Here is a 22,346-nt window from a genome sequence, read left to right as displayed (position 1 = left end):
GAATCTTCGTAACTTCGCCATTCAAAAAAAATCAGAATAACAAAATGAAATTCACAACCCTTCCAAATACCCATTTAAAAGTTAGTAAAGCCTGTTTAGGAACCATGACCTTCGGAAATCAAAACTCTGAAGCGGAATCGCATTTTCAGTTGGATTATGCCGTAGAACGTGGCATTAATTTTATTGATACAGCAGAAATGTATCCAATTGGCGGAAACGAACATATTTTTGGAAGCACGGAACGGTATATCGGAACTTGGTTAGCGAAAAACAAACATAAAAGAGACGATTTGGTAGTAGCTACGAAAATTGCTGGACCAAATAGAGGGATGACATACATTCGTCAACCACTTGATTTTTCTAAGAAAAGTATCACGGAAGCTGTCGAATTAAGTTTAAAAAATCTACAAACAGATTATATCGATTTGTACCAAACACATTGGCCAGAACGTGTGATGAATATGTTTCAAAAAAGAGGTTTGGAAAAAATTGACACGAATTGGCAAGAAAATATTTTTGAAGTCTTAACTATTTTTGACGGATTAATCAAAGAAGGAAAAATAAAACACATTGGCCTTTCTAACGAAAATCCATGGGGCGTGATGAAGTTTTTAAACGAAAGCGAGAAACACAATTTACCAAGAATTGCTACGATTCAAAATCCGTTTTCTTTATTAAACAGATTGTACGAAGTCGGTTTATCAGAAATTGGATTGCGAGAAAATGTAGGTTTATTAGCCTATTCTCCTTTAGGTTTCGGATTTTTATCTGGAAAATATTTAAATGGGACTCCAGAAAATTCTCGAATGAAATTATTTCCGAATTTCGTAAGATACACAAATGAAAACTGCTACAAAGCCACAAAATTATACCAAGATTTAGCCCATAGTTTAGGTTTAACGATTACTGAAATGGCTATCGCATTTGTCAACCATCAAGAATTTGTTTGTTCTACTATTATTGGTGCAACAACCATCGATCAATTAGAAGAAAATATTAATGCTTTTGATGTGATGCTAACGGATGCGGTTTTAGAAGAAATTAATAAAATACAGGAATTAATTCCAAATCCGGCACCTTAAAAAGAGTTAATAGTTGTTAGTTTTTAGTTTAGAGTTTTTTTAGTGTTAGTTGAGGTGTTTTTAAATACTCAATTTAATATGAATAGCTTGAAGCGATTCGTTGCCAACAACACTCGCCTTATGTCCGTGAATTTCACTATTGAATTCTATGTTTTCTGGTAAATTGTCTTTCGCAATAAAACAATCTCCAGGCATAAAAATTTTAAAATCGCCATTTTGCAATTCTATTTTTAAACTTCCTTTTTGGATACTAATAAAAGTCGCATCACCAGCTAAATGAAAATCTGTGGTATAACCTACATCACTTTTTCGTAATCGGAAATTTTGTGCGCCAATTTGATCACTTATAAATAAACCACCACGTTGTTGTACAGAAAAGTCTATATCTTTAAAAATAGAAATCCCATTTTCATTTGTGGTTATGGTTGGAATGATAAAAGGTTGGTTCATGAGTGGAATTTCTTTCAAAAGTAATAAAAAACCCAACAAGTAGTAAAACTTATTGGGTTAGTTGAAAAATCGGTTTAACGTTTCGGTTGCTGTTGTGAGGCGTGCTAACTTTTAGATCTTAAATAATTCAGTTCTTTTCATCCAAAATATATCTGATTTTAAGAATTGAAGTCTTGTTTTAATTATTTGATCCGTTTTGTTTTTAGGAGACTTTGTTATAAATCTTGCTTTGGAATTTGTAAAGTCCAAAGTGTTTTTTTTATCCATGTCTTTTTGTTTATCGGAAAAGAAAGAAATCACATTGTTTTCCATAGTCCACGTCCCTTTACCATATATGTTTTTTTCTGTCGGAACGTCAAATTTTACGTTTGAATAATAGTGGAAGAAAAATGTTCCATCTTCGTTTAAAGTCAATTTCCATTCTTTTAAATCACCTTCTTTATATTTAAATAAAAGTTGGTAATCGCCAATAACTTTATCTACTTGAGAGAATAACGTCAAATTAGATAGTAAGATTAAAATTGTATAAATCGTTTTCATAGGATTGGTTTTAATATGTGGTTTTCTATAGATTCCCTATCACTTTATCTTTCGGATATTTAATTTTATAACTGATTCTGTATTTCTTGGTTTCGTTAGGTTTTAGTTTAATTTCCCAAGTTAAAACGCCTGTTTCTTCATTGGCTTTTGCGCCATCTTTATCTAAAAGTTCCACCGTCATTTCTTTATCTGTGCTTAACGGATATTGGTCTTTTAACAACATATTGATTTCTTCTTTTTTGTTGTTTCGAACAATAATATCGTATGTAAACGTTTGTTCTTTGTATGAAGATAAGAATTTTGTTCCCGATTTATCTACCACTTTTTCACGTTTAATCGAGATTTTTTTATCTCTTCCCATACTTAAATTCAACGTGTCTTGCGTTTGATTTGGATTAATCATCGTTTTTCCTACATACATACCTTCGAAAATAATATTTGCTTCACCAGGTAATAAATTGTATTTTGAATAATCGTTCAACTCAGCTAATAAAAAGGCTTCTTTTTCTACTTTTGGAACCGCGTAATATTTGTAAGTCGCTGGTAATTTCAAATCTTTTAACGCAACACTGTGTGCTTTTCCGTTAGATAAAATATCGTAAGGAATATCAATATCGAAGGAAACATTAAGTTGATTTTCAATGATTTCTGTGTAATTTGAAACAGATGATACTTCTGCTTTTTTTCTTTTAATTCCATTGGCTTGAATTGTAACTGCCTCTAATTGATTTGACTGAGCGTCAAAATTCTGATATCCATAATTCGCAGGATAACCATATCTTAAAAACCAAGCTTGTAACAACGGCGCAACATTGTTTTGATTTGGATTGCCACTTGAAAGTGTTAGTTTTACTTTTTTCCAATCGATTCCTGTGCTTTGTACGACTTTGGCTTTGTACATTAAATTAATTGGCGAGTTGATATTTTCCGCACGTAAATCGTAAAAAGGTTGCCATGATGCGGAATTCGTAATATACGTCACATCTAAATTTACATTTCCAGCCACTTCATTCATGACTTGTAAAATCAGTTTTCCTTTAGATGATTTGTCTTCTTTTTGAGTGTTAATTACTAATTTATTGTTTAAGTCCGTAAGCGTTTTGTTCCATTTGGTTTCTCTTTCTGATAACGTCACAATGGCATTGTCTAACTCCGTTCTTTTGGCTTTGTAGTATTCTACCAATTTCATTAATTCCGCAACATTTAAACCTGTGTTAGCGCCACCAACGGCTTTGTTTTGGTCTAACATTTCAATGGTTTGTTGGTGCGAATATTTATCGATTTGTATTTTCTTAATTTCTTTTTGAACGTAAGTAATACTATCTCGAACACGTTTAATTGCTGGATTGCTCTCATCGATTTCATATTCCGAAATATAATTTTGTGTAAACTGAACGGATAAAACCGTTAAGCTATTTGGTGCGCCAATTTGCACCGTACTTTCATTTAAATAATCGGCTACGTTTTTAATTACGATTTCGCTAGTTCCTACAGGTAAGTTTACCGATGTAGTTTGAGACAATTCAGCTCCAGAAAAATAAACCGTTGCCGCTTTTGTTTTTGCTGAAGTGAAAATTGGTTTTTGTGCAAATGAAATTGCTGTGACCAAAAAGGTTAGGGATAAGATTAGTTTTTTCATGAGTGATACTTTTAAGATTCTGAATTGTTATTTTTGGATGTGTGATTTTTGATACCTAAACCACCCATGATCATATAGTTTTGTAATTCTTCTTCGGGTTTGATATTGATATTTAAATTCAATTTGTTGTTTTTAATTGCTTTCAAATCTATTTGAAACGTATTGTTATAATTTTTATCATCATTACTAATGTGAACGCTAATTTCTTTCGTATCATCGTTTAGTAAAACCGGAATTTCAAATTTGCCCGTTTTCGCATCAATTTTTATGTTTTTTGAAGCACCATTGATGTAAATGGATAAGTTCGGATATAATTTTTCAGAAATAGGTTTTTTGGTTTTACTATCTAACAATTTTCCATGAATTGTAACTGAGATTACCTTATTTACAGGTTCTCTGTAAGCGATTTTCCCCATAATAACTCGTTGAGGTTTGGTAGAATCTACTTCAATTTTCACAGGTTCTTTTTCTTGAGCTACTATATTTGAAGTCAATAAAACTGAAGCAGCAATAGCATATGCATATTTGAAAGTAGTTAATTTTGAAGCTTCATTATGTTCAAAAACTTGTTCTAGTTGCGAAGTTTTTAAACGCGCACAAATAGAAGAATCTTCTGAATTGGCTAAAATTTTCGCAACTTCAGAATTGGTTTTTCGACTTAAATCGATTACATTTTTTGCGCATGAACTGCAAAATGAGCCTTGAGCATTTGGAGTCATTTCACTAAATTTCGCTTCACACGGATTTTGTATTTCTAGGGAAAATTGTTTTTTCATAATACTTGTTTTCAAATTAAAACTCATTAAATTGAAGTTCTAATTATATAGATTACAATTCGAATGAAAAGGTTGGAAAGGGATTGAATTATTTTTCTATATTTTTTATAAACTGCTCAATTTCAATCTTTTGATTGAAGTATTTTTTTTGTAATTCACCATCTTTTTCCATTCGATTATAATATTCTAAAGCTTTGTTTGCGAAAAAATTTCTTTGGAATTTGGAAGCATTTGGAACTTTTGGGAAAATTTCGTGAAAACACATTTCATAATACGCTTGCCATTCGCGTTCGTTTCGATCTTGAATTTTATATGCGGCTGATTTCTGAATAACATGAACCATTTCGTGAGCCAACAAATTAATGACTAATTCAAACGGAAACTCGAAAGCATTTTCTGGAATTCGTATGATTTGTGGGTCGCCAATTTCGCCTTCAGCTGTGAATAAAATGAAATTGGGTTCTGCTTTTTCTCTAAAGGCAAAACCTTTAAAATTAGGATGTTTGATGTCGAATTCTTCTAATAAAAATAAGGCAGCGGCTTCTGTTTCACCTAATTCGTGATAAGATTGTAGTAGTTGAACTATTTCTGATTTAGATTTCATTTTGAAATAATTTACCCAAACAATTGTTCCACTAAATCTTCAATTTTACTGACCATTCGAACATCAATTTTAAAATCTTTTGGGTTGATTTTATTGTGTTTTGATACGAAAATAGTGGAGAAACCTAATTTTTCTGCTTCATGAATGCGTTGCTCGACTTTATTAACCGGACGAATTTCACCAGTTAAACCAACTTCTCCAGCAAAACAGAAATCTTTATCAATGGTAATGTCTTCGTTAGAAGATAAAATGGCGGCAACAACTGCTAAATCAATCGCAGGATCGTCTACGTTAATTCCACCAGTGATATTTAAAAACACGTCTTTCGCGCCTAAGCGGAAACCAGCACGTTTTTCTAAAACAGCTAAAATCATGTTTAATCTTTTCAGATTATAACCTGTTGTACTGCGTTGAGGTGTGCCGTAAACTGCTGTTGAGACTAAGGCTTGAATTTCAATCATTAACGGACGCATACCTTCGATTGTAGTAGCAATTGCAGTTCCTGATAAATAATTGTCTTTGTTAGAAATTAGTATTTCTGATGGATTACTTACTTCTCTTAATCCGTTTCCTAGCATTTCATAAATACCTAGTTCTGCGGTTGAACCAAAACGGTTTTTTAGTGCGCGAAGAATTCTGTATACGTGATTTCGGTCGCCTTCAAATTGCAAAACAGTGTCGACCATGTGCTCCAAAATTTTCGGACCAGCGATGGTTCCGTCTTTCGTAATATGCCCGATTAAAATCACTGGAACGTTGGTTTCTTTAGCGAATTTTATCAGTTCAGCGGTACATTCTCTAATTTGAGAAATACTTCCTGCTGAAGATTCAATATATTCAGTATGTAAGGTTTGAATCGAATCAATAATCACCACTTCTGGCTTAATTTCTTCAATTTGACGAAAGATATTTTGTGTTTTGGTTTCGGTTAAAATGAAACAATTATCGGTTTGACCTGTAATTCTTTCGGCACGCATTTTTATTTGTTTCTGACTTTCTTCTCCCGAAACATATAAGGTTTTGTAGGGTAATTTTAATGAAATTTGAAGTAATAGCGTACTTTTTCCAATTCCAGGTTCGCCACCTAAAAGCGTTAACGAGCCCGGTACTAATCCGCCACCTAAAACGCGATTTAATTCGCCGTCAGTGGTGTTCATTCGTACTTCTTCCGAAGTGGAAATCTCATTTATTTTTAATGGTTTGGCAACTTTTTTAGCTTCAGATGAAGGACTTCGCCATGCTTGTTTTTCTTCTTTTTGAATAATTTCTTCTACGATTGTATTCCATTGTTTACATGATGTACATTGTCCTAGCCATTTCGCATAGTTAGTCCCACAACTTTGACAAAAGAAAGAAGTTTTAAGTTTAGCCATTTTTTTTATTTATTCTGAATTAATTTCAGAATCTTGATAATATTTTATTTCAGAATTATTCGTCTTTTTTTGGTGCTTCTGTTGGAACGGGTTCAACGGGCGCATCAGTTGGAACTTCTTCCACTTTAGGTTCGTCTTTTTTACCTTTTAAAGCTTCCGCTCTGTCTAGTAAATAGTCTTTAGTTAAATCGCCAATTGGTTCTTGTGTATACGCTTTCATGTATTCTTTAGCGGCTCTTTTACTATCACCTGTTTTTTCAAAATACATACCACGTTGATAGGTTCCAAGCATCGTTTTTGGATATTGCTTGTCTGAATATTCTGCTAATAATTGAAACTCATCGTAGGCTTTATTTTTTAGAATTGCCGCTTCAATCGCTTTGAAATCAGACATTCTGGGTTGTATTTTTATACCGATTTTCTTTTCGATATAATCGTATTTGTCAATTAAATATTGGGCGTATCCTTTGTCTAATTTCAGAATTTTTTCAGTGAATTCTAATTTTGAAATTGGTTGATATCCGTTGAAAATAAAGTAAAAAGCACTTGGAATAGCTTCTGCTACTAACGAATAGTGAGAGGTGTTTTTGAAGACATCATATCTGTAAATCATATTTGGATTTTTGATATCTTTTGCCACATCATCTAGTTTCTTAGTTTTTTCTTGTATTTCTTCTAAATCGCCTGTAGAAGTAGCATGGTAATAAAAAATTGGTTTTTGAATTTTACCTAATCTTTCCGCAATTCTATCTTCCATAGCTGGAGCCATTTCTGGAGCTAACGAGATAAAAGCATTGAAAATTGGATCGTCTTTATATAAATAGAAATTTAAAAATCCTGCTGTAGTATCATGTCCGGCAATCATTCTGAAAGGTAGCGTTCTGTATTTTTGTTGTACGTATGGTAGCAATTCGAAACCAATAAATTCGAAAAATTTCGCGCCAGATTCAGCTGGTAAACCGTCTTCTCCGTAGTTGCTATCGTTAAAACGTGTTTCGCCATAATTTTGATTTACGGCAACAATTATCATTTCTGGTAAATCATCCCAATAGTTTCCGTATTTTAAAATTCCAGAAAAAGGATCTGCTAAATATTCCCCATCTAATAAAAATAAAACAGGATATTTTTTCGTTGGATTACTTTCATATGAAGCAGGTGTGATTACTGAAAAAGTTCTTTCTTCATTTAGTTTTTTAGAATGAATTTTTTCGTCCACTTTTTGAGCAAAAGCAGCAATAGAAATCATTAAAAATAGTAGGATAGATTTAATCTTCATAATAAATTGATTTAATAAAAATAATGTAGCAATATACTAATTATTTTTTATTGTAGAGCGGTAAAAAAGCGTAAGATAACAAACCTAGTAATATGGTTAAAATAGTTTGTGAAGTCCAAACCAACCAACCAAATGCAGTTCCTATGTCATTCGAAATTCCGTATAAAGAAAAAATCATAGCAATGGCTAAAGGATAAGCACCTAAACCACCATTAGTGAAGCCTACTGCTAAACTTCCAAAGATGAAGCCCATAATTATAATGTCAAAACCAATGTTTGAAGTTTCTGGTAAAGCAAAAATAGTGACATAAAACATCACTAAATACGAAAACCAAATGAAGAAAGAAAAGAAAATATATTTCCATTTATCTTTCATTTTTAGGATACTCGACATCCCTTCAATTAATCCGGATAATTTGTTTTTTAGTTTTTTGATGATTTCCCATTCGGCATAAATCCAAACTAAAAGAAAAATGATACTTAAAATCAATCCGAGGATTCCGAAAAGTATTATTTTTTCGAAGGCAATTTTTTGTTTAATGAAGCCATATAGTTTTTCAAATTGCAATACAAATGCTAATCCAACAAATAATAAAAAGATAAGTAAATCGACAATTCTTTCAGCTACGATTGTTCCGAAGCCTTTATCAAATGGTACATTTTCGTACCTTTTTAATAAAGCTGCTCGAGTAATTTCTCCTGATCTTGGAATAGTTAAATTCATAAAATAGGAAACGCAAACCGACATTAAATCATTTTTAAAATCTGTTTGGTAACCCAAATGTTGTAAGGAATATTTCCAACGATAAGCTCTTGCCCAATATCCGAATAAGGCAATAAATAAAGATAGAAAAATATAAAAATAATCGGCTTGTTGAAAACACGATTTAATTTTGTTTAATTCTTCAACGGATAATGTGGTGTATTGATAATAAATAAGTCCGAAACCTAATAGTAACGGAATAAATAAAGAGGCAATTTTGCTTAATTTCGCTTTCAAAACTACGTTAAAGAATTGTCTTTTTCGTTAGGAAAAACCAAGCATGGTTTGAATGTTTTAGCTTCTTCAAAGTCGATAATTCCGTATGCGATAATGATAATAATATCACCGCGATGTACTTTTCTGGCTGCTGGTCCGTTTAAAGTTATTTCTCCTGTATTTCTTGGTCCTTTGATAGCATAAGTTTCCAAACGTTCTCCGTTGTTCACGTTAACAATGGCCACTTTTTCGCCTTCCACAATATTGGCCGCTTCTAGTAAAGCTTCGTCAATTGTAATACTTCCAATATAATTTAAATCGGCTCCAGTAACAGAAACTCTGTGTATCTTGGATTTTACTACTTGTATTTGCATTTTGCAAAGTTAATTAATTCAAATAAATTTTATAATTTATTTTAACGAAATATTATCAATCAATCTTATATTTTCAATAAAAACGGCTATAAAACCTCTATATTTTTTATTTTTTGCTTTTCTTTTGCAGGTTAAAAGCGTGTCTTCGGCTGCAATTTCAAAATATTCTAGTGTAAAATTAGAATGTTTTTTGAATTCATTTTCCACAAACAAAACCACTTCATTGGCTGATTTTGAAATAAATTTTTCTTTGGCTTTTGAAAGAATTTGATAAATTAATTTCGATTCATTTCTCGCGCTTTCAGAAAGTCTTTCGTTTCTGCTACTCATTGCTAAACCAGTCGTTTCTCTAAAAATATCACAACCAACAATGTTAACTGGAATTTTGTATTTGGAAACTAGTTTTTTTACAATTTGAAGTTGTTGAAAATCCTTTTCGCCAAAATAGGCATTTGTAGGTTTTACAATTTCGAATAATTTTTTTACGATTGTTCCTACGCCATCAAAATGTCCTGGACGATGTTTGCCTTCCATTTGATTTTCTAATCCATCGTAATTAAAAGAAGTAGAAATAGTGTTTCCTTCGTAAATATCTGTCACACTTGGTGCGTAAACTAGTATGTTTTCATTTAATTTTTTTACTAATTCTACATCTTTTTCTAAAGTTCTCGGGTATTTTTTTAAATCATCGGCATTATTAAACTGAGTTGGATTTACAAAAATACTTAAAACAGTAATTTCATTTTCTGCTAAAGATTGTTCTAGTAAAGACAGATGTCCTTCGTGTAAAGCTCCCATAGTAGGCACGAAACCTATATTTTTAGATTGATTTTTTGCTTTATTTAGTTCGAATTGAAGCTCTATTTGTGTCTGAAAAACGTGCATAAGATATTATTATAAAGTGCAAACTTACTATTTTAGTAGATAAGTCCATAAATTTTTATAATTTTGCATATTAAACAAAAATATAACATTTATTATATGAATGACAAGAGGATATTATATGTATCATCTGAAGTAGTGCCTTATTTAGCTGAAAATGAAGTGTCATTACATTCTTATGAACTGCCAAAAATGATAAATGAAGTAGGAGGGCAGATAAGAATCTTTATGCCAAGATATGGAAATATCAATGAACGCAGACATCAATTACACGAAGTAATTCGACTTTCTGGGATGAATTTGGTTGTAAATGACATGGATATGCCTTTAATTATTAAGGTTGCGTCTATCCCAAAAGAAAGAATTCAGGTTTATTTTATAGATAATGATGAATATTTTAAAAGAAAAGCTACTTTTTCTGACGAAGAAGGTGTGTTGTATCCGGATAACGACGAAAGAGCGATTTTCTTTGCAAAAGGTGTAGTTGAAACCGTAAAAAAATTAAATTGGGTTCCAGATATTATCCACGTTCACGGTTGGATGGCTTCTTTATTACCTGTTTATTTAAAACATTACTATAAAGACGAAGGTATTTTTGAAGATACAAAAATTATCACATCGGTATACAATAATGATTTTGAAGGAACTTTAGACGTAGAAATGATTAATAAATTAGCTTTTGATAATTTACCTGCGGATGCTATTTCTGTATACAAAGAACCGGTTTTTAATAATTTAATGAAAGCTACAATTGATCATTCTGATGGAATTATTATTGCTTCAAATGACTTGTCAGCAGATTTAACAAAATATATAGAAACTTCGAAAAAACCTTTTTTACCTTTCACCCCGAAAGAAATGTTTAAAGAAGCATATTTAGAGTTTTTAAAAAATAAAGTACAATAATTATAATGAAAAAGAAAATAGCAGTTTTATTTTTAGTTTTTTCAACGGTATTTATTTCTTGTGATCAAGATTTTAATACAATTGGAGCGGATTTAGTGGGCGATGAACATTTTGATTTTGATACGCATGAAGTAGGTTTAAAAGCTTATTCTATTCGTACAAATGAGGTGCAAACTAATAATTTGCCAATTAATCCAATTGGAATTTATAAAAATCCATTTTTTGGAGAAACAAAGGCAAATTTCGTAACGCAATTGTCTTTAGCAAGTCCGCAACCTAAATTTGGAACAAGTGTGCAAGTTGAAAAAGTAACTTTGTATGTTCCTTATTTTAGTAGTGTTAAAACTGTAAATTCTGACGGTTCAAAAGAATATGCTTTAGATTCAATTTTTGGTACTGATAATGAAAGTAAAATAAAATTAAGTGTATACGAAAACGGATATTTTTTAAATAGTTTTGATTCAAATACTGATTTTCAAACTAATCAGCGTTATCATACGGATGGTTCATCTAATAACGGTGCTATTGATTTTGATAATTTAAAAAGAGGGAATGATGGTAGCGGTAATTCTGTTCAAAATGGAACACGATTAAATGACAGTCCAAATCTTGCGGAGAATGATCAATTCTTTTTTAATAAAGAAGAAATTGTAATTTATAAAACTAAATTTAATACAACGACTTTAGTTCAAGAATACGTGGATGCTAATGATGTTGTCTTAGCTGATCAAAATAATGTATCTCTAAGAATTGTTAAAGAACGTTTGTCTCCAGGAATTTATCTAACATTAAATAAAGAATTTTTCAAAAAGAAAATATTAGATGCGTCAGCAAGTAGTTTGTTTAATAATAATAATTTTAGACAATATTTTAAAGGTTTGTTTTTCAAAACAGAACAAGTTGTTGGTGAAGAAGGAGCTATGGCTATGTTAAATTTTAATAATGCCAAATTAAATTTATTTTATAGTTCTGTTGATGTTGGAGCAATTGCTGGAACAGCTGCAACTTCTAAAACACTTGTCATGACTTTAGGAACGAATGTAGGAGGAAATTCAGTTTCCTTGCAAGATTATTCTTATTCAGGTGCTTACGATACAGGGTTAACTGCGTCAGCAACAAATCCTACTTTTGGTTCAGATTCTAATTTGTTTTTAAAAGGTGGCAAGGGTTCGGTAGTGTATATGGATGTTTTTGGTGATGCTGATGTGTTAGGGAAAGATGGGTTACCATATACAAACCCAAGTACAGGTCTCCCAGGAAATGGTGTTCCAGATGAATTAGATGTTTTAAGATTAAAAGGTTGGTTGATTAATGATGCATATTTAGAATTTTATATAGATCAAACAGCTATGGGTGGTGCGAATCAAGTTGAGGCTGAAAGGTTATATTTATTTGACGCAACCAATCAAAGAGCTTTAATTGATTATTCTTTTGATACGAGTAACAATTCAAACCCAAAAAGAAATAAGTTGAGTTTTGGAGGTATAATCAAAAGAGATGCTATAACTAAAAAAGGAATAAAATACAAGATTAGAATTACACAACATATTAATAACCTTATTAATAGTAGTAATGTTAATGTAAATAAAAATGTAAAATTAGGACTTTGTATTACTGAAAGTATTACGCTAACATCTAATTTTTATTATAAAACTCCTGTGTCATTTCCTTTTGGTCCAAATATTCCATATTTTCCTGTTTCTTCAATAATGTCACAAGAAGGTGTTGTTTTACATGGAACAAATCCAGCTTCTCCTGCTGATGCAGATAAAAAACTAAAATTAACAATTCATTATACAAAACCAAACTAAACTCTTATATATATGTGTGGAATCGTAGGTTATATTGGTCATAGAGAAGCATATCCAATTATTATTAAAGGATTAAAAAGATTAGAATATCGTGGATACGATAGTGCTGGACTTGTTTTATATGATGGTAAAGATTTGAAACTTTGTAAAACTAAAGGGAAAGTTTCCGATTTAGAAGAAAAAGTTGCTAAAGAAATATCTACAGAAGGACATATTGGATTTGGACATACGCGTTGGGCTACTCATGGTGTACCAAATGATGTAAACTCGCATCCACATTTTTCAAATTCTGGAAAATTAGCAATTGTTCATAATGGGATTATTGAAAATTATGAGCCATTAAAAAAAGAATTAATTAAAAGAGGGTATGTTTTTCATTCTGATACAGATACGGAAGTTTTAATTAACTTAATTGAAGACGTTCAGAAAACAGATGATTTGAAATTAGGAAAAGCAGTTCAAGTTGCCTTAAATCAGGTGGTTGGTGCTTATGCGATTGTAGTGTTTGATGTAAATAAGCCAGACGAGTTAGTTTGTGCGCGTTTAGGTTCTCCTTTAGCAATTGGTATTGGTGAAGATGAATATTTTGTAGCTTCAGATGCTTCTCCGTTTATTGAATTTACTTCAAATGCTATTTATTTAGAAGATGAAGAAATGGCTATTATTCGTTTGAATAAACCAATGAAAGTTCGTAAAATTAAAGATGATTCTTTAGTAGATCCTTACGTTCAAGAATTGCAAATGAATTTAGAGCAAATCGAAAAAGGTGGTTACGAACATTTCATGTTAAAAGAAATTTACGAACAACCTAACGTAATTAAAGATACATATAGAGGAAGATTATTAGCTAATAAAGGCATTATTCAAATGTCTGGTGTGGAAGATAATTTAGAAAAATTCACGAATGCGAAAAGAATAATAATTATCGCTTGCGGAACTTCATGGCATGCCGGTTTAGTTGCCGAATATGTGATCGAAGAATTTGCAAGAATTCCTGTTGAAGTAGAATATGCTTCAGAATTCAGATACAGAAATCCGATTATAAATAAAGATGATGTAGTTATTGCAATTTCACAATCTGGTGAAACGGCTGATACTTTAGCAGCAATCAAATTAGCAAAAGAAAACGGAGCATTCGTTTTTGGAGTGTGTAACGTAGTTGGTTCTTCTATTTCTAGAGAAACGGATGCAGGTGCTTATACGCATGCTGGGCCAGAAATTGGCGTAGCGTCAACAAAAGCTTTTACTACTCAAATTACAATTCTTACACTTATTGCATTACGTTTAGCAAAAGCAAAAGGAACAATGAATCAGTCTGATTACCAACGTTATTTGTTAGAATTAGAAATGATTCCTGAAAAAGTGCAAGAAGCTTTACAAACTAATGATGTAGCTAAAATCATTGCTGAAATTTATAAAGATGTGCCAAATGCTTTGTATTTGGGTCGTGGATTTAATTTTCCAGTTGCATTAGAAGGTGCGTTAAAATTAAAAGAAATATCATACATTCACGCAGAAGGTTATCCTGCTGCCGAAATGAAACACGGACCAATTGCTTTAATTGACGAACAAATGCCAGTTATAGTTATTGCGCCAAATAAAGGACATTACGACAAAGTTGTAAGTAATATTCAAGAAATTAAATCAAGAAGCGGAAAAATTATTGCCGTAGTCACTAAAGGAGATACTCAAGTTAAAGCTTTAGCAGATCACGTAATTGAAATTCCAGAAACTTCAGAACCGTTAACACCATTATTAACTACAATTCCATTGCAATTGCTATCCTATCATATTGCAGTATTGAGAGGTTGTAATGTGGATCAGCCTAGGAATTTGGCAAAATCAGTGACCGTAGAATAACCTAAAAAAGCGAAATATTAATTATTTCGCTTTTTTATTGAAAAAAATTTAAAAAACATATTGCATAATTGCATCTAAAAAAACTATCTTTGCACTCTGAAAAAAGTATGTTTTTTTCAAATATAAATAGCTATTAAATAAATACATAAGCAATGTCTAAAGTTACAGGAAAAGTTGCACAAATTATTGGACCGGTTGTAGATGTAGTGTTTGACACTACTAACGGTGAACTTCCAAAAATTTATGATTCATTAGAAATTACTAAAAAAGACGGTACTAAATTAGTATTAGAAGTACAATCTCACATTGGGGAAAATACAGTACGTACTATCTCAATGGACTCTTCTGATGGTTTATCAAGAGGTACTGAAGTGGTTGGAACAGGAAATCCAATCAAAATGCCAATTGGACCAGATGTTTATGGTCGTTTATTCAACGTTATTGGTGATGCTATCGATGGTTTAGGGGAATTACCTAAAGACGGAGATAACGGAATGTCTATTCACCGTGCTGCACCAAGATTTGAAGATTTAGCTACTTCTTCTGAAGTTTTATTCACAGGTATTAAAGTAATTGACTTAATTGAGCCTTATGCAAAAGGAGGTAAAATTGGTTTATTCGGTGGTGCTGGAGTGGGTAAAACAGTATTGATTCAAGAATTAATTAACAATATCGCAAAAGGTCACGGTGGACTTTCAGTATTCGCAGGAGTAGGAGAAAGAACACGTGAAGGAAATGACTTACTTCGTGAGATGTTAGAGTCAGGTATTATTAAATATGGTGATGATTTCATGCACTCTATGGAAAATGGAGGATGGGATTTATCTAAAGTAGATATGCCAGGAATGAGAGAGTCTAAAGCTACTTTCGTTTTCGGACAAATGAATGAGCCTCCTGGTGCTCGTGCTCGTGTAGCCTTATCAGGATTATCTATTGCGGAATATTTCCGTGATGGAGCTGGAACTGGACAAGGAAAAGACGTACTTTTCTTCGTAGATAACATTTTCCGTTTTACTCAAGCGGGTTCTGAAGTATCTGCACTTTTAGGACGTATGCCTTCTGCAGTAGGTTACCAACCAACTTTGGCAACAGAGATGGGGGTAATGCAAGAGCGTATTACTTCAACAAAAACAGGATCTATTACATCTGTACAAGCGGTTTACGTACCTGCGGATGATTTAACTGACCCTGCTCCAGCAACAACATTTGCTCACTTAGATGCTACAACAGTATTGTCTCGTAAAATTGCTGAGTTAGGTATTTATCCAGCGGTAGATCCATTAGATTCTACTTCTCGTATCTTAACTCCAGATGTTTTAGGTGATGAGCACTATGATTGTGCACAAAGAGTAAAAGAAATTTTACAACGTTACAAACAATTACAAGATATTATCGCGATTTTAGGTATGGAAGAATTATCTGAAGAAGATAAATTAGTCGTATCTCGTGCTCGTAAAGTACAACGTTTCTTATCTCAACCTTTCCACGTAGCAGAACAGTTTACAGGAATTCCAGGTGTTTTAGTAGATATTAAAGATACTATCAAAGGATTTAATATGATTATGGATGGTGAATTAGACCGTATCCCAGAATCAGCTTTCAACCTTAAAGGAAGTATTCAAGAAGCTATCGAAGCTGGAGAAAAAATGTTAGCAGAAGCTTAATAATAAGTATTCAGTAAACAGTATCAGTTAGCAGTAACTGAGACTGAAAACTGAGACTGAAAACTAATAAAATTATGATTTTAGAAATAGTATCACCAGAAGCAACCTTATTTTCAGGAGAAGTTACATCTGTATCGGTTCCAGGAATCAATGGCGAGTTTCAAATGTTAAATAATCACGCTGCAGTAGTTTCGATTCTTCAAAAAGGAAACGTAAAAATTAATGCAACTAGTTTTAATATTGATAAAGCCAATTTAGCTAAATTTACTAAAGTAAACGAGCAAACATATTGGTTAGCAATTAACTCTGGTACTATAGAAATGAATAACAATAAAGTAATTGTTTTAGCAGACTAATTCAGTTTTTTATTAAAATAACAATCCCGATAAGTGTTTTCTTATCGGGATTTTTTATTCCCCTTTTTTAGAGGGTTGCCCTTAGGATGGGGTGTTTTTTATAATTCTATGAGATTATCTAATCTTCTATATATTCAATAATATCTTCGGGTTTACAATCCAAAATTTTACAAATTGAATTTAATGTCGAAAATTTAATTGCCTTTGCTTTACCTGTTTTTAATATTGATAAATTCGCTAAAGTCATATCTAACTTTTCTGCCAATTCGTTAGAACGCATTTTTCGTTTGGCAAGCATTACATCTAAATTAATTATAATTGCCATAGCTATATGGTTAGTTCGTTTTGCTCTTTTATTTTTTGTCCAATTTTAAAAACTTCACTTAACACAATAAAAAACAATCCTAATGAAAGAAAACTTAAGAAAGTTCCAAAACCAATATTTAGAATCACATTGTTTTTTGATAAATTTAAAATTGTCTCAACAATAATGTCTATAAATGAAAAGTAAATAATTAATTGTCCAATTTTATAAAACAAGGAAGAAGTTTCAGTTTCAAATATTTTCTTTTCTTGTAATAGTCTTAATAATTTTCTGAAATTATAAATTGCTAGGATAACTAAACTGAAGCCACTTACTAAAATTAGGAAGCCTATTTTATGAATAACAGAATCTAATATTACTTCGTTACCATATAGTTTTATTGGAACATCAAACACTTCATTATTGAAAATTGTAATTATTGAAAATAGTAGTAAAAGAGGATATGTTATTAATGAAATCATCCACAAATAATCAACAATTGTTTTTAGGAAATTTAGTTTTCTCATGATTTTTAGTTTAAATTAATATTCAAAAATAATAAAAAATTATCGAATAACAATAAAAATTTAAATTTTATGTTTTTAATTTTCGTTTTCGTATTTTTACTTCATGAAAAAAATCCCAAATGCACTTCAACATAAATTAAACCTTCGTACAGAAACAAACGCTTTACGAAAATTGCCTGTTCCCACAAATGGAATCGATTTTTCATCCAACGACTATTTAGGTTTCGCTAAAAACGATCAAATATTTGATGTGACTCACCAATATTTAGTAGATAACGACATAAAAATTAATGGCGCAACAGGTTCTCGATTAATTTCTGGAAATCATAATCTATATACTATTACAGAAAATTATATTGCTGAATTTCATCAATCGGAAACTGCTTTAATTTTTAATTCAGGTTACGATACGAATGTCGGTTTTTTTAGCGCTGTTCCACAAAGAAATGATATTATACTGTATGACGAATTGTGTCACGCTTCTATTCGTGATGGCATTCAAATGAGTCATGCCAAATCATACAAATTTCAACATAATGATTATGAAGATTTAGAAGTTTTATTAAGTAAATTTCAGACTTCTCACCCTGAGCTTGTTGAAGGGGAACTTCCAACTTCCAGCTTCCAGCTTCAAACTATTTATATCGTCACAGAATCCGTTTTCTCCATGGATGGCGATGCTCCAAATATGGAAACTTTAGTGCAACTTTCAGAAAAATATAAAGTATTTTTAGTGGTAGATGAAGCGCACGCTTTAGGTGTTTTTGGAGATAAAGGGGAAGGTTTAGTGCAATCTCAAAATCTTCAAGATAAAATATTTGCCAGAATCATGACTTTCGGAAAAGGTTTGGGTTGTCACGGCGCCGCAATTTTAGGAAGTGCTAGTTTAAAAGAATATTTAGTCAATTTCGCTAGAAGTTTTATTTATACAACCGGACTTTCACCGCATTCAGTAGCAACAATTTTAGTAGCATATCAAAATTTGAATCAATTGACAGAACTTCAAAAATTAAAAGAAAATATCAATTTTTTCAATCAACAAAAGCAATTATTAGGTATTAAACCTTTATTTGTATATAGTAAGTCGGCGATTCATTCTGCTATTATTCCAGGAAATGAAAAAGTGAAACACATCGCTTCTCAATTACAAGAAAAAGGTTTTGAAGTGAAAGCCATTCTTTCACCAACTGTTCCGGAAGGACAAGAAAGATTGCGTTTTTGTTTGCATTCGTATAATACAGAAAAAGAAATGCAAGATGTGTTGATAGAATTGAGTAACTTAGTCTTTTAATGAAAACTATTTATGGAAAATTCTAAATTTCACAAAATTGCTAATTACCAATACACTTCTGAAGCGTATTTATTTAAAGGAAAATTAGAATCTGAAGGTGTAGAAGTTTTTTTGCAAAATGAAAACACAATTAACACCGATCCATTATTAAGTAATGCTCTTGGTGGCGTAAAGTTATTTGTGAAATCTGAAGATGTCATGAAAGCCAAACAAATTTTAGATGCTATTCCGGAATATTCTGTTAATGATAAAGGTGAATTATTATCTTGTCCGAATTGTGGCTCTACTACCATTACAATGGTAACTAGTATTAAAGATGTGAAATCTTTTTTTGCTTTTGTTTATGGACTTCTCACCCTGTCAATGCCATTATTTTCGAAGCAAAAATACAAATGCGAAAGCTGTAATTTTGAATTTTAAATTTATTATCCAAATTTTCACAAAACATTAAGACACTTCTTTGCGAACCTTGCGAATTCTTTGCGAACTTTGCGTTTAAATAAAACTTATGAAACTATTTATAACAGGAATTGGAACTGATGTAGGCAAAACCATCGCCTCTTCAATTATTGTAGAAGCTTTAGAAGCCGATTATTGGAAACCAATTCAAGCTGGCGATTTAGATAATTCCGATACGAATAAAGTAGAAAAGTATGTCTCAAATACCACTACAAAATTCCATAAAAACGCTTATGCTTTGCAAACGCCTGCAAGTCCGCATTTAGCTGCTGAAATTGATGGAATTACAATTGAATTAAAGAAAATTATCGAACCAACAACTTCAAATCATTTAGTAGTTGAAGGCGCTGGTGGAATTTATGTTCCTTTAAATAATGCAGATTGTGTCATCGATTTAATTCAGCCTGATTATAAAGTCATTGTGGTTTCTCGCCATTATTTGGGAAGTATCAATCATACGTTAATGACTATCGAAATATTAAAATCAAGAAATTTAGATGTAGCAGGAATTGTTTTTTCTGGAGACGAAAATAAAGCTACAGAAACTATTATTCTTGAAAAAACAAATGTTCCTATGATTGGAAGAATTGACAACGAACCGTATTTCGACCAAAATGTAATAAAATATTACGCCGATTTGTTTAGAGAAAATCTTCAAAAAATAGGATAGATTATAGAAAAATAGCCTTTATCTTTGCAAAATAATTTTAGAATTTACAGGAGTATTTTTTCTTGCCTCTATTTTCTATTTTCTAAAAATTACTATGACACTTTCAGAAAAAGATAGTTTATACAACTGGCATCCCTATACACAACATAAAATTCATTCTCATTTTCCAGCCATCGTAAAAGGTAAAGATGAGTTTTTGTGGGATGAAAACGGAAAACAATATATTGATGCGATTGCTTCTTGGTGGGTGAATCCGTTCGGACATAGTAATACATTTATTGCCGATGCGATTTATAAACAACTTACCACTTTAGAACACGTTTTATTTGGCGGTTTTACACATAATGTTGTGGTAGAATTAGCAGAGAAATTAGTCGAAATTTTACCTTCCAATCAAAGAAAGTTTTTCTATTCTGATAATGGTTCGACTGCGGTGGAAGTGGCGATAAAAGCTTCTTTTCAATTTCATTATAATAAAGGTGTAATGAAAAATACCATTATTGCTTTTGAAGATGCTTTTCACGGCGATACTTTCGGAGCGATGGCAGTAAGTGGAATTGGTTTGTTTACAGAAGCTTTTCAAGATGCTTTAATTAATGTAATCAGAATTCCAGTTCCAACAAAAGGGAATGAAGAAATTTCTAAACTAGCTTTACAAAAAGCAATTTCAGAGAATGAAGTTGCAGCTTTTATTTTTGAACCTTTGGTTTTAGGAGCAGCCGGAATGGTTATGTACGAAGCTTCGGAATTAGATAAATTGCTTTCAATTTGTAAAGAAAACGATGTGTTTGCTATCGCAGATGAAGTGATGACAGGTTTCGGAAAAACAGGAAAACTATTCGCATGTGATTATTTGGAAAACCAGCCAGACATGATGTGTTTGAGTAAAGCACTAACTGGTGGAACCATTCCAATGGCAATTACCTCTTTTACACAAGAAATATTTGATGGATTTGTGAGCGATAATGTCAATCATGCGTTGTTTCACGGGCATACTTTTACGGCTAATCCAACAGGTTGTGCGGCAGCTTTGGCAAGTATTTCATTATTGAAGAATCCAGAAATTTTTGAAAATATAGCTAAGATTAACGCTTCGCATCTTCAATTTGAAAAACATATTTCACAACATCATAAAGTAAAAACTACTCGAGTTTTAGGTGTTATTTTTGCTTTAGAAGTTCAAGTTTCCCAAAAACAAGACTATTATAGTAATTTACGTAATCAATTTTATAATTTTTTCATTGAGAAAGGTGTAATTTTGCGCCCAGTGGGAAATATCATTTATATTTTACCTTCTTATATTATTTCTGAAGAAAGTTTACAACAAATTTACAACACCATCGAACAAGCATTAAACGAGATTCCATGTTAAAACAACCTGTTTTTATTAATTCAATTGCTTCCATTTCTGCTTTAGGAACTACTTCTGCTGAGATTTGGAACAATTATTTACATGAAAATTCTTTGTTTCAAAAAATGGATGCCAACCAGAAACACTATTGGGTTTCTAAGTTTTCAGAAAATGAAAATCAACTTCTGGAAGAAATAATAACTTCTGATTCTAAATACAAACATCTAGATAAATCAGTCGTTATGGCTATTTTGGTGGCTAGAAAGTGTTTCGAAAACAGTCATTTTTCAGATAAAAATGTCGGAATTAATTTTGGTTCATCACGTGGTGCTACGACTTTATTTGAAAAACATCATTCTGATTTTATAAATGAAGGAACCGTTTCTACGTTTACTTCTCCAGCCACAACTTTAGGGAATATTTCTAGTTGGGTTTCACACGATTTACAAACGGATGGTCCAGAAATTTCACATTCTATAACGTGTTCAACTGGATTGCATGCCTTATTAAATGGTATTGCTTGGTTGCAATCTGGAATGTCCAATCAGTTTTTGGTTGGAGCAAGTGAAGCGCCATTAACACCATTTACCTTAAGTCAATTATCTGCTTTAAAAGTCTATTCTAATGAAGAAAATGCTTTAGCTAACAGAAGTTTAGATTTTGAAAAAACCATGAACACTATGGTTTTAGGTGAGGCGGCAGCTTGTTTGTCTTTGTCTCTTTCTTCAGAAAACGCTGTTGCAAAAATTACAGGTATTGGTTTTGCAACGGAAGTTTTATCAAGTAGTACGTCCATTTCTTCAGATGCTAAATGTTTTCAAAAATCTATGAAAATGGCTATTGGTTCTAATGTATTGGAAGAAATTGATGCAATTGTGATGCACGCACCTGGAACAATTAAAGGGGATAGTACAGAATTCGAAGCCATAAAAATCATTTTTGGAAATAACTTACCTATGTTAACTTCAAACAAATGGAAAGTGGGACATACTTTTGCCACTTCCGGATTATTAAGCATTGAATTAGCTATTTTAATGTTACAAAATCAGCATTTTATAAATTCTCCTTTTTATAAAAATTCTAATTCAAAAAAACTTAAAAAAATATTGGTAAATGCAGTTGGTTTTGGCGGAAATGCAGTTTCTGTTTTAATAGAATTATAGTTTTTTACT

The 22,346-nt window shown here is 31.7% G+C and carries 23 protein-coding genes; 11 read left to right on the top strand and 12 right to left on the bottom strand.

Annotation, left to right across the window (positions count from 1 at the left end; translation table 11 throughout):
- The first annotated feature begins 44 nt into the window (after positions 1-44).
- Positions 45-1,082 carry an aldo/keto reductase gene (locus tag UEQ13_RS08525; protein ID WP_329805924.1) on the top strand — a complete coding sequence of 346 codons (1,038 nt, stop codon included), beginning with the start codon at positions 45-47 and terminating at the stop codon, positions 1,080-1,082.
- Positions 1,083-1,142: 60 nt separating this feature from the next.
- Here the strand turns inward: UEQ13_RS08525 and UEQ13_RS08520 are convergent, their stop codons facing one another.
- The 10 genes from UEQ13_RS08520 to panC form a co-directional block, all read right to left on the bottom strand.
- Positions 1,143-1,532, bottom strand: coding sequence for a hypothetical protein (locus UEQ13_RS08520; RefSeq protein WP_329805923.1), 390 nt, complete (start codon positions 1,530-1,532; stop codon positions 1,143-1,145).
- A 111-nt stretch (positions 1,533-1,643) separates the two neighbouring features.
- Positions 1,644-2,072, bottom strand: a complete 429-nt coding sequence (locus UEQ13_RS08515; protein ID WP_329805922.1) for a hypothetical protein — start codon at positions 2,070-2,072, stop codon at positions 1,644-1,646.
- Positions 2,073-2,097: 25 nt separating this feature from the next.
- Positions 2,098-3,711, bottom strand: coding sequence for a DUF4139 domain-containing protein (locus UEQ13_RS08510; protein ID WP_329805921.1), 1,614 nt, complete (start codon positions 3,709-3,711; stop codon positions 2,098-2,100).
- 11 nt (positions 3,712-3,722) lie between these two features.
- On the bottom strand, positions 3,723-4,487 hold the full coding sequence (locus tag UEQ13_RS08505) for a hypothetical protein (protein WP_329805920.1): 765 nt from the start codon (positions 4,485-4,487) through the stop codon (positions 3,723-3,725).
- Between the two features lie 88 nt (positions 4,488-4,575).
- Positions 4,576-5,091, bottom strand: coding sequence for a hypothetical protein (locus UEQ13_RS08500; RefSeq protein ID WP_329805919.1), 516 nt, complete (start codon positions 5,089-5,091; stop codon positions 4,576-4,578).
- Positions 5,092-5,102: 11 nt separating this feature from the next.
- Positions 5,103-6,464 (bottom strand): DNA repair protein RadA, encoded by a 1,362-nt coding sequence (gene radA / locus UEQ13_RS08495; protein ID WP_329805918.1) that lies wholly within the window; start codon positions 6,462-6,464, stop codon positions 5,103-5,105.
- Between the two features lie 55 nt (positions 6,465-6,519).
- The gene (locus UEQ13_RS08490) at positions 6,520-7,740 is read right to left on the bottom strand and encodes an alpha/beta hydrolase (RefSeq protein WP_329805917.1); all 1,221 of its coding nucleotides are present in this window, start codon (positions 7,738-7,740) and stop codon (positions 6,520-6,522) included.
- Positions 7,741-7,780: 40 nt separating this feature from the next.
- A complete protein-coding gene (locus UEQ13_RS08485; RefSeq protein ID WP_329805916.1) occupies positions 7,781-8,740 on the bottom strand; it encodes a lysylphosphatidylglycerol synthase transmembrane domain-containing protein in 960 nt (319 codons plus the stop codon).
- A gap of 2 nt (positions 8,741-8,742) precedes the next feature.
- Entirely contained in the window at positions 8,743-9,093 is a 351-nt protein-coding gene (gene panD, locus UEQ13_RS08480) for an aspartate 1-decarboxylase (protein ID WP_166075636.1), read from the bottom strand.
- Between the two features lie 36 nt (positions 9,094-9,129).
- Complete coding sequence (panC, locus tag UEQ13_RS08475) at positions 9,130-9,978, bottom strand: pantoate--beta-alanine ligase (protein WP_329805915.1); 849 nt, start codon at positions 9,976-9,978, stop codon at positions 9,130-9,132.
- Positions 9,979-10,074: 96 nt separating this feature from the next.
- Here panC and UEQ13_RS08470 point away from each other — a divergent pair, with 96 nt between their 5' ends.
- The 5 genes from UEQ13_RS08470 (at position 10,075) to UEQ13_RS08450 (ending at position 16,572) form a co-directional block, all read left to right on the top strand.
- Positions 10,075-10,881: a glycogen/starch synthase gene (locus UEQ13_RS08470; RefSeq protein ID WP_329805913.1), complete on the top strand. Its 807-nt coding sequence runs from the start codon at positions 10,075-10,077 to the stop codon at positions 10,879-10,881.
- A 5-nt stretch (positions 10,882-10,886) separates the two neighbouring features.
- A complete protein-coding gene (locus tag UEQ13_RS08465) occupies positions 10,887-12,692 on the top strand; it encodes a DUF4270 domain-containing protein (RefSeq protein ID WP_329805912.1) in 1,806 nt (601 codons plus the stop codon).
- A 12-nt stretch (positions 12,693-12,704) separates the two neighbouring features.
- Positions 12,705-14,552: a glutamine--fructose-6-phosphate transaminase (isomerizing) gene (glmS, locus tag UEQ13_RS08460; protein ID WP_329805911.1), complete on the top strand. Its 1,848-nt coding sequence runs from the start codon at positions 12,705-12,707 to the stop codon at positions 14,550-14,552.
- 152 nt (positions 14,553-14,704) lie between these two features.
- A complete protein-coding gene (gene atpD / locus UEQ13_RS08455; protein WP_166130007.1) occupies positions 14,705-16,216 on the top strand; it encodes a F0F1 ATP synthase subunit beta in 1,512 nt (503 codons plus the stop codon).
- Between the two features lie 74 nt (positions 16,217-16,290).
- Positions 16,291-16,572, top strand: a complete 282-nt coding sequence (locus UEQ13_RS08450; RefSeq protein ID WP_329805910.1) for a F0F1 ATP synthase subunit epsilon — start codon at positions 16,291-16,293, stop codon at positions 16,570-16,572.
- Between the two features lie 118 nt (positions 16,573-16,690).
- On the opposite strand, the gene UEQ13_RS08445 is transcribed toward UEQ13_RS08450, so the two are convergent.
- Positions 16,691-16,897: a helix-turn-helix domain-containing protein gene (locus UEQ13_RS08445; RefSeq protein WP_329805909.1), complete on the bottom strand. Its 207-nt coding sequence runs from the start codon at positions 16,895-16,897 to the stop codon at positions 16,691-16,693.
- A 2-nt stretch (positions 16,898-16,899) separates the two neighbouring features.
- Positions 16,900-17,403, bottom strand: a complete 504-nt coding sequence (locus tag UEQ13_RS08440; protein ID WP_329805908.1) for a DUF2975 domain-containing protein — start codon at positions 17,401-17,403, stop codon at positions 16,900-16,902.
- Between the two features lie 103 nt (positions 17,404-17,506).
- Between UEQ13_RS08440 and UEQ13_RS08435 the strand changes: the two genes are divergently transcribed.
- The 5 genes from UEQ13_RS08435 (at position 17,507) to UEQ13_RS08415 (ending at position 22,337) form a co-directional block, all read left to right on the top strand.
- Entirely contained in the window at positions 17,507-18,694 is a 1,188-nt protein-coding gene (locus UEQ13_RS08435; protein ID WP_329805907.1) for an aminotransferase class I/II-fold pyridoxal phosphate-dependent enzyme, read from the top strand.
- Positions 18,695-18,706: 12 nt separating this feature from the next.
- Positions 18,707-19,114, top strand: coding sequence for a putative signal transducing protein (locus UEQ13_RS08430; protein WP_329805906.1), 408 nt, complete (start codon positions 18,707-18,709; stop codon positions 19,112-19,114).
- An 88-nt stretch (positions 19,115-19,202) separates the two neighbouring features.
- Positions 19,203-19,823 carry a dethiobiotin synthase gene (gene bioD, locus UEQ13_RS08425; protein WP_329805905.1) on the top strand — a complete coding sequence of 207 codons (621 nt, stop codon included), beginning with the start codon at positions 19,203-19,205 and terminating at the stop codon, positions 19,821-19,823.
- Positions 19,824-19,917: 94 nt separating this feature from the next.
- Entirely contained in the window at positions 19,918-21,195 is a 1,278-nt protein-coding gene (gene bioA, locus UEQ13_RS08420; RefSeq protein WP_329805904.1) for an adenosylmethionine--8-amino-7-oxononanoate transaminase, read from the top strand.
- Complete coding sequence (locus UEQ13_RS08415; RefSeq protein ID WP_329805903.1) at positions 21,189-22,337, top strand: beta-ketoacyl synthase N-terminal-like domain-containing protein; 1,149 nt, start codon at positions 21,189-21,191, stop codon at positions 22,335-22,337. Before bioA ends, UEQ13_RS08415 begins: the two co-directional genes overlap by 7 nt.
- Positions 22,338-22,346 lie beyond the last annotated feature (9 nt).

The sequence above is a fragment of the Flavobacterium facile genome, from assembly GCF_036321945.1.
In the GTDB taxonomy this organism is placed as follows: Bacteria; Bacteroidota; Bacteroidia; order Flavobacteriales; family Flavobacteriaceae; genus Flavobacterium; species Flavobacterium facile.
This window is presented reverse-complemented; position numbering and strand designations above follow the sequence as displayed.